The organism is Rhizobium sp. G21 (genome assembly GCF_014158035.1).
GTDB lineage: Bacteria > Pseudomonadota > Alphaproteobacteria > Rhizobiales > Rhizobiaceae > Rhizobium_E.
The window spans coordinates 48,966-60,728 of the sequence record NZ_JACFXW010000001.1; the positions used below are offsets into that span (position 1 = coordinate 48,966).

Annotated in this window: 15 protein-coding genes and 1 pseudogene; 11 read left to right on the plus strand and 5 right to left on the minus strand. The window is 60.8% G+C overall.

Going from position 1 to position 11,763, the window contains the following annotated elements; genetic code table 11:
* Positions 1-148: 148 nt before the first annotated feature.
* Positions 149-826 (minus strand): alpha/beta hydrolase, encoded by a 678-nt coding sequence (locus tag H2O14_RS00240; RefSeq protein WP_182826009.1) that lies wholly within the window; start codon positions 824-826, stop codon positions 149-151.
* Positions 827-1,034: 208 nt separating this feature from the next.
* On the opposite strand from H2O14_RS00240, the gene H2O14_RS00245 reads away from it, so the two are divergent.
* The 10 genes and pseudogenes from H2O14_RS00245 to H2O14_RS00290 all read left to right on the plus strand — a co-directional run bounded on the left by H2O14_RS00245 (position 1,035) and on the right by H2O14_RS00290 (position 9,222).
* Entirely contained in the window at positions 1,035-2,198 is a 1,164-nt protein-coding gene (locus H2O14_RS00245; protein ID WP_182826010.1) for a cysteine desulfurase family protein, read from the plus strand.
* 132 nt (positions 2,199-2,330) lie between these two features.
* A complete protein-coding gene (gene sufB, locus H2O14_RS00250; protein WP_182826011.1) occupies positions 2,331-3,800 on the plus strand; it encodes a Fe-S cluster assembly protein SufB in 1,470 nt (489 codons plus the stop codon).
* The gene (locus tag H2O14_RS00255) at positions 3,800-4,156 is read left to right on the plus strand and encodes a nucleotidyltransferase domain-containing protein (protein WP_182826012.1); all 357 of its coding nucleotides are present in this window, start codon (positions 3,800-3,802) and stop codon (positions 4,154-4,156) included. The genes sufB and H2O14_RS00255 overlap by 1 nt, the downstream gene beginning before the upstream one ends.
* Positions 4,156-4,566 (plus strand): HEPN domain-containing protein, encoded by a 411-nt coding sequence (locus H2O14_RS00260; protein WP_182826013.1) that lies wholly within the window; start codon positions 4,156-4,158, stop codon positions 4,564-4,566. The genes H2O14_RS00255 and H2O14_RS00260 overlap by 1 nt, the downstream gene beginning before the upstream one ends.
* A gap of 83 nt (positions 4,567-4,649) precedes the next feature.
* Positions 4,650-5,405 (plus strand): Fe-S cluster assembly ATPase SufC, encoded by a 756-nt coding sequence (gene sufC / locus H2O14_RS00265; RefSeq protein ID WP_182826014.1) that lies wholly within the window; start codon positions 4,650-4,652, stop codon positions 5,403-5,405.
* 14 nt (positions 5,406-5,419) lie between these two features.
* A pseudogene (gene sufD, locus H2O14_RS00270) lies at positions 5,420-6,696 on the plus strand (Fe-S cluster assembly protein SufD).
* Between the two features lie 205 nt (positions 6,697-6,901).
* A complete protein-coding gene (locus H2O14_RS00275; protein ID WP_182826015.1) occupies positions 6,902-8,125 on the plus strand; it encodes a cysteine desulfurase in 1,224 nt (407 codons plus the stop codon).
* A gap of 10 nt (positions 8,126-8,135) precedes the next feature.
* Positions 8,136-8,510 carry an SUF system Fe-S cluster assembly protein gene (locus tag H2O14_RS00280; RefSeq protein ID WP_182826016.1) on the plus strand — a complete coding sequence of 125 codons (375 nt, stop codon included), beginning with the start codon at positions 8,136-8,138 and terminating at the stop codon, positions 8,508-8,510.
* A 77-nt stretch (positions 8,511-8,587) separates the two neighbouring features.
* The gene (locus H2O14_RS00285; RefSeq protein WP_312858646.1) at positions 8,588-8,902 is read left to right on the plus strand and encodes a type II toxin-antitoxin system RelE/ParE family toxin; all 315 of its coding nucleotides are present in this window, start codon (positions 8,588-8,590) and stop codon (positions 8,900-8,902) included.
* A complete protein-coding gene (locus tag H2O14_RS00290; protein ID WP_182826017.1) occupies positions 8,902-9,222 on the plus strand; it encodes an XRE family transcriptional regulator in 321 nt (106 codons plus the stop codon). Before H2O14_RS00285 ends, H2O14_RS00290 begins: the two co-directional genes overlap by 1 nt.
* A 64-nt stretch (positions 9,223-9,286) precedes the next feature.
* Here the strand turns inward: H2O14_RS00290 and H2O14_RS00295 are convergent, their stop codons facing one another.
* Positions 9,287-9,736 (minus strand): hypothetical protein, encoded by a 450-nt coding sequence (locus tag H2O14_RS00295; RefSeq protein WP_182826018.1) that lies wholly within the window; start codon positions 9,734-9,736, stop codon positions 9,287-9,289.
* Positions 9,737-9,900: 164 nt separating this feature from the next.
* On the opposite strand from H2O14_RS00295, the gene sufA reads away from it, so the two are divergent.
* Positions 9,901-10,290: a Fe-S cluster assembly scaffold SufA gene (sufA, locus tag H2O14_RS00300; RefSeq protein WP_182826019.1), complete on the plus strand. Its 390-nt coding sequence runs from the start codon at positions 9,901-9,903 to the stop codon at positions 10,288-10,290.
* A gap of 28 nt (positions 10,291-10,318) precedes the next feature.
* Here sufA and H2O14_RS00305 read toward each other — a convergent pair whose 3' ends face one another.
* The 3 genes from H2O14_RS00305 to H2O14_RS00315 form a co-directional block, all read right to left on the minus strand.
* Positions 10,319-10,927: an alpha/beta hydrolase gene (locus tag H2O14_RS00305; RefSeq protein ID WP_182826020.1), complete on the minus strand. Its 609-nt coding sequence runs from the start codon at positions 10,925-10,927 to the stop codon at positions 10,319-10,321.
* 63 nt (positions 10,928-10,990) lie between these two features.
* Complete coding sequence (locus H2O14_RS00310; RefSeq protein WP_182826021.1) at positions 10,991-11,254, minus strand: hypothetical protein; 264 nt, start codon at positions 11,252-11,254, stop codon at positions 10,991-10,993.
* A 141-nt stretch (positions 11,255-11,395) separates the two neighbouring features.
* Positions 11,396-11,692 carry an alkylphosphonate utilization protein gene (locus H2O14_RS00315; protein ID WP_182826022.1) on the minus strand — a complete coding sequence of 99 codons (297 nt, stop codon included), beginning with the start codon at positions 11,690-11,692 and terminating at the stop codon, positions 11,396-11,398.
* Positions 11,693-11,763 lie beyond the last annotated feature (71 nt).

Here is an 11,763-nt window from a genome sequence, read left to right on the forward strand (position 1 = left end):
ATCGCCTCCATTCGCCCGCAAGGCGCCGTGTCGACGGCGGCTTGCGGGTTTTTCGGCGAGCGACCAGACTGAGGCCGCAACGCGCAGCAAAAAGGCCCGCTCAGCATGCCGGCGGGCCAATTTGTTTCGCATGGGGTTCAGATCAGCCTCAGCGAATCCGTTTCGCCGCGGGTTCCGGCACCAGTTCGCCGGCCATGCGCCGGTCGAGATAATCGCCGCATTCTTCGATCAACGGCTCCATCTGGCCGGAGAAGAAATGGTTTGCGCCGGACACCGTCTTGTGGGTGATCAGGATGCCCTTCTGCTGCTTGAGCTTGTCGACCAGGCCCACCACGTCCTTTTCCGGCGCGACCTTGTCGGAATCGCCGTTGATGATCAGTCCTGAGGAGGGGCAAGGCGCAAGGAAGGAAAAGTCGTAGATATTCGGCTGCGGCGCGACCGAGATAAAACCTTCGATCTCCGGCCGGCGCATGAGAAGCTGCATGCCGATCCATGAACCGAAGGAATAACCGGCGACCCAGCAGCTCTTGGAGTCCGGATGCAGGCTCTGCACCCAATCGAGCGCGGACGCTGCGTCGGAGAGTTCGCCGGCGCCATGGTCGAACTCGCCCTGGCTGCGGCCGATGGAGCGGAAATTGAAGCGGAGCGTCGTGAAGCCGCGCTTCTGGAACATGTAGAACAACTGGTAGACGATCTGGTTGTTCATCGTGCCGCCGAACTGCGGATGCGGATGAAGGATGATCGCGATCGGCGCGCTTTTCTGCTTCGAGGGCTGGTAGCGGCCTTCCAGGCGTCCGGCAGGACCATTGAAGATGACTTCAGGCATTCTCACTCCGCTGTTGACGGTTTGCTAAAAAAGCCCGGAAAGCGCGATGCAGTCTTGACGAAACAAGTCAGCTTTTCTAAGAGCTAGTTTAGAACCATTCGAAAGTTGGGGCCTCGGCCCGTTTCGTGTGACGCTTCATAGGACAGGCAGGACCAGAATTTCAAGGAAAATGCGCTCGGCGCATCGTCCGACACCGTGAAAGGCCAGAATGAACCGCCCGCGCGCCTATATGGACTGGAACGCCACCGCGCCGCTTCTCGATGAAGCCCGCGAGGCCTTCCTGCGCGTGAGCTTCATGCCGGGCAATCCGTCCTCCGTTCACAATGAAGGACGCGCCATCAGGCGCGAGATCGAAACCGCGCGCAGGCTGGTGGCGGAATCCGTCGGCGGTAAAGCCGCAAACGTCACCTTCACCAGCGGCGCGACCGAAGCCGCAAATCTCGTGCTGACGCCGGACTTCCGCATGGGGCGGGCGCCGCTCGCCGTAAGCCGGCTCTATGTCTCGGCGATCGAGCACAAGGCGGTGTTCGATGGCGGGCGGTTTTCCGCCGAGGCCAAGACGCTCATTCCGGTCGATGGAGACGGCGTCGTCGACATCGAGGCGCTGGCGGCGCTGCTCGATGCCCATGACAAGGCGTCCGGCCTGCCGATGGTGGCCGTCATGGCGGCCAACAACGAAACCGGCGTGCTGCAGCCGATCGCCGAGATCGCCCGGCTCACGCATCAGGCCGGCGGCTTGCTGGTGGTCGACGCCGTGCAGGCGCTCGGCCGGTTGCCGCTCGATATCGAGGCCCTTGAAGCCGACTTCTTGATCCTGTCGTCGCACAAAATCGGCGGCCCGAAAGGCGCCGGCGCGTTGGTCGCGCGCGGCGAAACCTTGATGCCGGCGCCGCTTCTGCGTGGCGGCGGCCAGGAGAAGGGCCATCGCTCCGGCACGGAAAACGCCGGCGCGATCGCCGGTTTCGGCGCGGCCGCCGCTATTGCGGCTCGTGATGTCGCGGTGCGCGCCGGGGCGCTCGAAGCGCTGCGTAATCGCATCGAAGAGAACATGGCTGAGATCGCGCCTGATGTCGTCATTCATGCACGCAACGCGCCGCGTCTGCCCAATACCTCTTTCTTTTCGCTGGATGGTCTCAAGCCCGAGACAGGACAGATCGCCTTCGACCTCGAAGGTGTGGCGCTCTCGGCAGGTTCGGCCTGCTCGTCGGGCAAGGTCAGCGAAAGCCACGTGCTGAAAGCGATGGGATTAGATCCCAGGCTTGGCGCGCTGCGTATCTCGATCGGTCCCGACACCAGTGAAGAGGACGCCGCGCGGTTCCTCGAGGCGTTTCGGAAGGTCGCTTCGCGGCTGACCAAGGCGGATGCAGCATAATTTCATGCGGAAAATCAATTTTCCGCTTGCCCGAACGGTGAAAAAGGCTTTCTGGCAAACCTATATAGCGGCGGTGTAAACCGTCAAACGACAACAAGCTGCCGGCCTTGACCCGGCGAGATTGAGATCGACATGGCTGCGGTTCAAGAGACCATAGACCAGGTCCGCGCGATCGATGTGGACCAGTACAAATACGGCTTCGAGAGCAATATCGAATCCAACACGCTGCCGCCCGGCCTGAACGAAGATGTCATCCGCCTGATCTCGGCCAAGAAGGACGAGCCGGAATGGATGCTGGAATGGCGGCTCGACGCCTATCGTCGCTGGCTGACCATGGTCGAGCCGGAATGGGCGCGCGTCGACTATCCCAAGATCGATTTCAACTCGATCAGCTATTATTCCGCGCCGAAGAGCCAGTCCGGGCCGATGTCGATCGACGACGTCGATCCCGAGATCCTGAAGACCTATGAGAGACTCGGCATTCCCCTGCGCGAGCAGGAAATCCTGGCCGGGGTGCAGAACCGAAAGATCGCCGTCGACGCGGTGTTCGACTCCGTATCGGTCGTCACAACCTTCAAGGAAGAGCTGAAGAAGGCCGGCGTGATCTTTATGTCGATCTCGGAAGCGTTGCGCGAACATCCTGATCTGGTGCGCAAATATCTGGGTTCGGTCGTGCCGGTGTCCGACAATTTCTACGCGACGCTGAATTGCGCCGTCTTCACAGACGGCTCCTTCGTCTATGTGCCCAAGGGCGTGCGCTGCCCGATGGAACTGTCGACCTATTTCCGCATCAACGAGAAGAACACCGGCCAGTTCGAGCGCACGCTCATCATCGCCGAAGAGGGCGCCTACGTCTCCTATCTCGAAGGCTGCACCGCGCCGCAGCGCGACGAGAACCAGCTTCACGCCGCCGTGGTCGAACTCGTGGCGCTCGATGACGCCGAGATCAAATATTCCACGGTGCAGAACTGGTATCCGGGCGATGTGAACGGCAAGGGCGGGATCTACAACTTCGTCACCAAGCGCGGCGATTGCCGTGGCAAGAATTCCAAGATCTCCTGGACGCAGGTGGAAACCGGCTCGGCGATCACCTGGAAATACCCGTCCTGCATCCTGCGCGGCGACGGTTCGCGCGGCGAATTCTATTCGATCGCCGTCTCCAACGGCTATCAGCAGGTCGATTCCGGCACCAAGATGATCCATCTCGGCAAGAACACGTCGAGCCGCATCATCTCCAAGGGCATCTCCGCCGGCCGTTCGCAGAACACCTATCGCGGCCAGGTGTCGATCCATCGCAAAGCTGACAACGCGCGCAACTTCACCCAGTGCGACAGCCTGCTGATCGGCGACAAATGCGGCGCCCATACCGTGCCCTATATCGAGGCCAAGAATTCCAAGGCGCAGCTCGAACATGAGGCGACGACCTCGAAGATATCCGAAGACCAGCTGTTCTACTGCCTGCAGCGCGGTATTCCGGAAGAAGCCGCCGTGGCGTTGATCGTCAACGGTTTCGTGCGCGAGGTGATCCAGGAACTGCCGATGGAATTTGCTGTCGAGGCGCAGAAGCTGATCAACATCTCGCTCGAGGGTTCGGTGGGGTGATGAGGGCGGTTCGAGCCAATTTCGGCGGACGGGACAGCGAGGGCGACGCATTAGCCGTCCTCGTCGACCGACTGTCGAAAGCGCTCGATCCCCAGGCCATCTGGTTGTTCGGCAGCCGTGCGATAGGTTCTGCCCGGGATGACAGCGACTTCGATCTTTTTGTCCTGGCGCGCGAAAACGGCAGCTTCGGCTGCGACGACTACGAATTGGTCGATGCGCCGCTGCGCGACACGGGAATTGGAGCGGATGTCGTGCCTTGCGACATGGAGGTCTATCGAGCCGGTCTAGGTTTGAGCACGTCTTTCGTTCGGCACATCGTTGATCATGGGCGGCTGGTCTATGGCGAGGCTCCCTGATGACTCCGGAGGATCTTCAGCGGCTCAGGGTTCGCTCTTTTCTTCAACTGGCGAAGGAAGAGTTCGAAGTGGCCATGCAGCTGCGAACGGATCATCGGCGGCAGGCGGCGTACTTTCTACAGCAGGCTGTCGAGAAGCTGCTTCGGGGAATACTGGAGACGGAGTCGGTGCCGGCAGGGACTATGCATAATATTCGTGGTCTCGCGGATCTGCTTCCCAAGGGGCATCCGCTATTCGAGCGGTTTCTCGAACTGGACGAACTTTCGCCGGCCGCCACCCGATACCGCTATCCGAGCCCCAAGGGCACGCTGGCGGATTTCGACGATCGGCGCTTCGATGTGCTGACGCCAATGGTTGAGGCTCTGTTGCGCGACGCCGGCGCGGTGATGGAGCGCTTCGCCGCTGGGTAATGAACAATTCCGGTCTCGGCCGGGGAGAATGAATTGGAAATATGCGGGTCCTTGAAACCCGCGATATGACAGGAAGAAATACGATGCTTGAAATCAGAAACCTGCACGCCCGCATCGCCGAAGACGGCACGGAGATCATTCGCGGCCTGAACCTGACCGTGAAGGCCGGCGAAGTCGCAGCCATCATGGGTCCGAACGGTTCGGGCAAATCGACGCTGTCCTACATTCTGTCCGGTCGGGAAGACTATGAAGTCACCGAAGGCGACATCCTGTTCAACGGCGAGAGCATTCTGGAGCTCGATCCGGCCGAGCGCGCCGCCAAGGGCATCTTCCTGGCCTTCCAGTATCCGGTGGAAATTCCCGGCGTCGCCACGATGCAGTTCCTGAAGGTCGCGATGAACGAACAGCGCAAGGCGCGCGGCGAGGCCGAGCTGACCACGCCAGACTTCATGAAGCTGGTGAAGGCCGCCTCCGCCGAGCTGCAGATCAACACCGACATGCTCAAGCGTCCGCTGAATGTCGGCTTCTCCGGCGGCGAAAAGAAGCGCGCCGAGATCCTGCAGATGTCGTTGCTGCAGCCGAAGCTCTGCGTGCTCGACGAAACCGATTCCGGCCTCGACATCGACGCGCTGAAGATCGTGTCCGACGGCGTCAACGCGCTTCGCTCGCCGGATCGCGCGGTGGTGGTGATCACCCATTACCAGCGCCTGCTCGACCATATCGTGCCCGACACCGTGCATGTGCTCTACAAGGGCCAGATCATCAAGACCGGCGACAAGACGCTGGCGCATGAGCTGGAAGCAAACGGCTACGCCGACATCATCGGCCAGGCCGCCTGAGCGGGGATGACGCCATGACGATCCAGACACAGATCCAGCCGACGGCGGCCGAAAGCGCGCTTCTCGACGCCTTCGGCGGCGCGCTCGGCCAGCTGCCGGGCGATGCCGCGGTGACCACCCAGCGCTCGACGCTGATCCAGGGCATCAAGAACGCCGGACTGCCCACCCGTCGCCGCGAAAGCTGGCACTATACCGACCTGCGAAGCCTGCTGCGCTCGGTTCCCGCATCCCAGACATCGGTAACGCCGGATACGGCTGCGCCGCTGGTCGCGGGCTCGCTGGTGCTCGGCGTCGCCAATGGCGTGGCGTCGGCCGCCGCTGCGATATCCGGCGGTTCGGTCAAGACCTATGCCGAAAGCCTGCGTGATGGATCCGCCCTCAAGGGCCTGACCCTGCGCGACGCCGACGATACCGTTGCGCGTCTCAACGGCGCCTTCGTGACGGACGGTTATGGGATCAACCTGCCGGATGGCTACGCCAGTGAACGGCCGGTCGAAGTGCAGTTCGCCCAGGGCGGCGGCTTCTTCAATACGCGGCTGACCGCCCATATCGGCGCAGGGGCCAAGGCGACCCTGATCGAGCGGCATCTGGCCGGCGGCCAAGCCCCGCGCTGACCTCGCATGTCACCGACATCTCGCTCGGCGCCGGCGCCGAGGTGACCTGGATCATCGCCCAGCAGCAGGGTCTTTCCGACCAGCATCTCGGCCAGATCCGCGTCAAGTTCGGCCGCGACGCCAAGCTTCGCCTCTATCTCCTGAACGCCGGCGGCAAGCTCGTCCGTCAGGACATCCTCGTGGATGTCGACGGCGAAGGCTCCGATCTCATGCTGCGCGGCATCAACCTGCTCGGCGGCGAGAGCCATACCGACGTGACGCTGGTGCTCGGCCATAACGTCGAAAACACCACATCGACGGAAATCATGCGCAATGTCGTGTTCGGCAAGGCCAAGGGCGTGTTCCAGGGCCAGATCCGCGTGGCGCCCGGCGCGCAGAAGACCGACGCCAAGATGTCGTGCAACACGCTGCTTCTGTCCGACGAGGCCGAATTCTCCGCCAAGCCGGAGCTGGAAATCTTCGCCGACGACGTACAATGCGGCCATGGCGCGACGGTGGCGGATATCTCCGACACCCATCTCTTCTACCTGAAATCCCGCGGCATTTCCGAGCCGAAAGCGCGCGCGCTGCTCGTGCAGGCTTTCGTGCAGGAAACGGTCGAGGAACTGGACGACGAGGCGCTGGTCGAGGGACTGGAGGCCGTGATCCAGGCCTGGCTGGAAAAGCAGGTGGCTTAAAAACCTGTTATGACGGCGCGCTGCCCCTCATCCGGCTGCCGCCACCTTCTCCCCGTATTGCGTGGAGAAGGGAGATCGAGCGCTGGCGTTGCCATATCCTCCTTCTCCCCGTTCTACGGGGAGCAGGCCCCGGCAGGGGGATGAGGGGCAGCGCACGCTCTTCACGAAAAATAACCGAACCGGATCCGATCCGAAGGAAACCGACATGACTGGATATGACGTCGAGGCCATCCGCAAGGATTTTCCGATCCTGTCGAAGACCGTCTATGGCAAACCGCTCGTCTATCTCGACAACGGCGCCTCGGCGCAGAAGCCGCAAAGCGTGATCGACGCGATCAGTCACGCTTATGCCAATGAATACGCCAATGTGCATCGCGGCCTTCATTTCCTCTCCAACGCTGCGACCGACGCCTATGAGGGCGCGCGCGAGAAGGTTCGGGCTTTCCTGAATGCGGGTTCGGTGGACGACATCATCTTCACCAAATCCTCGACCGAGGCGATCAACACCGTCGCCTATGGCTGGGGCATGCCCAATATCGGCGCTGACGACGAGATCGTCGTCTCGATCATGGAGCATCACTCCAACATCGTGCCCTGGCATTTCATCCGCGAGCGGCAGGGCGCCAAGCTCGTCTGGGCTCCGGTGGATGACGAGGGCGCCTTCCATATCGACGATTTCGTCAAATGCCTGACCGACAAGACCAAGCTCGTCGCCATCACCCATATGTCGAATGCGCTCGGCACGATCGTCAATGTCAAGGAAATCTGCCGCATCGCCCATGAGCGCGGCATTCCGGTGCTGGTCGACGGCAGCCAGGGCGCGGTGCATATGCCGGTCGATGTTCGCGACATCGACTGCGACTGGTATGTGATGACCGGCCATAAGCTCTATGGCCCCTCGGGCATCGGCGTGCTCTACGGCAAGCCGGAGTGTCTCAAGGCCATGCGGCCCTTCATGGGCGGCGGCGAGATGATTTCCGAAGTGACCATGGAGACGGTGACCTATAACGATCCGCCGCACTGCTTCGAGGCCGGAACGCCGCCGATCGTGCAGGCGATCGGGCTCGGCTATGCGCTCGACTATATGGAAAAGATCGGTCGCGCCGCGATCGCCGCCCATGAGGCTGATCTCGCCGCCTATGCCGCCGAGCGCCTGCGCTCGGTGAATTCGCTGAGGATCATCGGCAATGCGCCCGGCAAGGGCGGCATTTTCTCGTTTGAGCTCGAAGGCATTCACGCCCATGACGTATCGATGGTGATCGATCGTCGCGGCGTTGCGGTGCGCGCCGGCACGCATTGCGCCCAGCCGCTCTTGCAACGCTTCGGCGTCACCTCTACATGCCGGGCGTCATTCGCCTTGTACAACACGAGGGCCGAGGTCGACGCGCTGGTGGATGCGCTCGAACACGCCCGCAAATTCTTTGCCTGAAGGAAGCGCCATGACCGAGGAAGCTGAAAAGATCGACGCGCGCATGGGACTGATCCAGTCCACCATTCCGCCCGAGGAAATCGACCGGCTGACCGACGATATCATCGCCGCGCTCAAGACCGTCTACGACCCGGAAATTCCGGCCGACATCTACGAACTCGGCCTGATCTACCGCGTCGACATCGAAGACGACCGCATGGTCAAGATCGTCATGACCCTGACCGCGCCAGGCTGCCCGGTGGCCGGCGAAATGCCCGGCTGGGTCGAAAACGCCGTCAGCGCCGTGGAAGGCGTCCAGGGTGTTGAAGTCACCATGACCTTCGATCCGCCGTGGTCGGCCGATCGCATGAGCGAAGAAGCGCAGGTGGCGCTGGGGTGGTATTGACGCGTTATAGTTGATTTGCCACGGTAGATCCCTCTTCCATTTGAGAGGGACAGGCCACGACAAGGACGATCTCCTGGATAAAGCCGGCAAGGCGAGAATTTGAGGCATTTCCGGCTGCAGCGCAGTTGGAGATCCTGACAGCTCTCGATATCGCCGCTCAAGGCCAGAAAGCGATAATCGCTAAACCTCTAAAGGGCATCGACGGCGGTGTGTTCGAAATTGCGCTGCCTTTTCGCGGCGATGCTTTTCGTGTTATTTATGCGGTCAAGATCGGAGACGATATATGGGTCGTCCATGCTTTTCAGAAGAAGTCGAAGACCGACATCAAGACGCCGCAGCATGAAATTGACTTGATCAAGCGGAGAGTGCGGCAATTGCGGGAAGCACTGTGATGAGCACCGACGATGATTTCGAATTGGTTCGCGGCAGCGGCAATGTCTTCCGCGACTTTGGATATCCCAATACCGAGATATTGAGCGCCAAAGCAAAGCTGGCGGCAGAGATCATCGCCTTACTTGGCGATGCCGAGTTGTCTGTTGAGTTTTTTAGTGCGCATCCGGGTTTGAATGTCGAGGAGTTGATGCGGATACGCAGCGCGTCGCTTTCCGGCGTCAGTATTGATCGCCTCGTTGAGATTCTCACACAGTTGGGGCAGTCTGTGGAGATCGAACTTTCCTTCCCTGACATGCAGGCATTGTCGGCTGCCCAATGAACGTTGGTGTTCAAATCTGAGCGTCGGCCTTGGCCATTGATGTGCCACACTCACAATCTGTCTGCTAGTCCTGTTGGCGTGTTTCAAACATCTGCCCATCCCCATTCGGCAGCCAATGCAATTCTTCATGCGCGAGACGACCGAACTCTCGAAGTCGCGCACCGAGCTTGAGGATGGCGGCGATGTCCGAATGGAGTGTCAGCTGGCATGATCCTTCAAAACGATCTCTGAGGTCTGTGCGCATGTCGATTTGCAAGGCGCAATTCCCGGTCCGGTTGGTAGAGCGGCAGATCAGGTGGAATGCAGGGCCGGGACCTTCACTGCGGTAAATGAACTCCGACTTTGGGTCATCGCCGAATTTGATGAGGCCGTTTGCAATGGCCAGAATCGTATCCACAGGAGCAAAAATTCGAGCACGACCGGCGAAAACGCCGTCGGATGCCATGAATTCGAGTTCGGTGTTGTAAGGTTCTTCGTAAGGATGGCGCTTAACGATAAGGATCGGCTTCTGCATTCAGAATGCTTTATCATCGGTTGTGCTTGGCGACAATTATGGGATGGCCTCCTCCGGAGTTTGTCATGAGGTCCGGCCCGCTATTGAACCCTTAACCCGCCTGCCTTACATTGCGATTTGACAACACCGGGCCTTGAACCCGGCTTGCGAAGGAGAATGGGCCGATGGGCTTTCAAGTCATGACCATGACGGATGCGGCCGCCGCGCGCGTGCGTGAAATCGTCGAGAATGCCAATAGCGACGCCAAGGGCATTCGCGTCGGGATCAAGAAGGGCGGCTGCGCCGGGATGGAATATACGATCGATCTGGTGACCGATCCCAATCCGAAAGACGATTTGATCGAGCGAGACGGCGCGCGCGTCTGGGTGCAGCCGGCTGCGGTGCTCTATCTCCTGGGCACGGAAATGAGCTTCGAGACCACGACGCTGCGTTCCGGCTTCATCTTCTCCAACCCGAACCAGACTTCTGCCTGCGGCTGTGGCGAAAGCGTGGAATTGAAGCCAGCCGATCTTGCGGCGCTCGCCGCCAAGGGCGAGGCCGTGGTGCGGGCCTGAGCGAACCCTCGCTTCAACCCCCAGCCCCTCAATCGGGAAAATGCGTGTTGAGCCAGTCGGCGAGACTCTCCGTTTCGCCGTCAGAGAGCGTGTGGCCGACAGGGCTCTCGATAAATTCCACCATGGCCCCGGCGCGCGTGAGGCGTTCTCTCGATGTTTCGGCGTCTGCCCGCGCTCGTCGTTCATCCTCGGTGGCTGCGAGGATCAGGACGGGTTTTTGGGCGAGGGCGGCCTCCGCGCCGCCGAGATCCGGACTGAGCGGCCGGATCAAAGCGGCGCCTGCAAATTGTTCCGGAGCGGTTCGCAACAGGCTTTCCGCCATGATCGCGCCGTTGGAATACCCCACCAGAACGGGCTGGCGCGTGACGCTGCGGGCGCGTTTGAGGCTCGCCACGAAAATTTGGAAAGCCGCGACTTGCTGGGCGAGATCGTCGAGATCGAGGCTGCGATCAGGATGGCGCCGGAAGAAGGCGTGGCCGTCTTCCCACATCACCGAACCGCGCGGCAGGATCGCGGGACGGTCAGGCGCCACCTGCGCCGCCAGCGTTTCGAGCGTCGTCTCATCCTGTCCTGAACCATGCAGGAAGATGGCCGGACGCTTGGACGAACCGGCGCGGCGAATGACATGGTGAAGCATCTCGGTAGTCCCCTCGAACGTTATCGAAGGGTTAGCGGCGGCGTGTGACCGGCATGTGAAGGTTTACTCGCGTTTGACCAGCATCAGGGCGGCCCAGAGATCCATGCCGCTCTCGAAAGAGGCGAGCGCCGCCTCGCGGACGAACCGGGATTCGCTCATGGACGACAATTCCCGGGCGAGATCGCCGGCGCGGCCATCCGTTGCCTGGCGGGATTGACCGTTTCCGTCATTGGAAAAATCGTCGAACGTGTCGCCGACATTGCCAAACTGGGACGTCTGGCTCAGCATGCCTGGAAGGGTTGTGTTCATCACGTTTGCTGGGCTCATGCCCATCTCCTCTATGCAGCAAACGTGTTCTACAAGACGACGCTTTCAAATTCCTAAACGGATCATAGCGTCATTTTGGGATGAATATTTCGGGTTGACGGACGCCGCGAACCCTTGTCGGCCGGGCGTCCAACATGTCCGTCAGCGCTTGCGGACGAACTCCGTCCGCAGCACGAGGCCCTTGATGGCGTCGTGGCGGCAATCGATCTCTTCGGGATTGTCGGTGAGGCGGATCGACTTGATCACCGTGCCCTGCTTGATCGTCTGGCCCGCGCCCTTGACCTTGAGATCCTTGACCAACACGACGCTGTCGCCGTCCGCAAGCACATTGCCGGCGGAATCCACCACCACATTCGCCGCAGCCTTTTCAGCGGCGATTTCGGAGGCCGGACGCCATTCGCCGGTTGCTTCGTCGTAAATGTATTCGTCATCGGCCATGGCCAGGTTCCTTTTACGGAAAATCGTGATCGGGGCCTACAGGACGACGCCTTAGAATGCAATGACGCCGC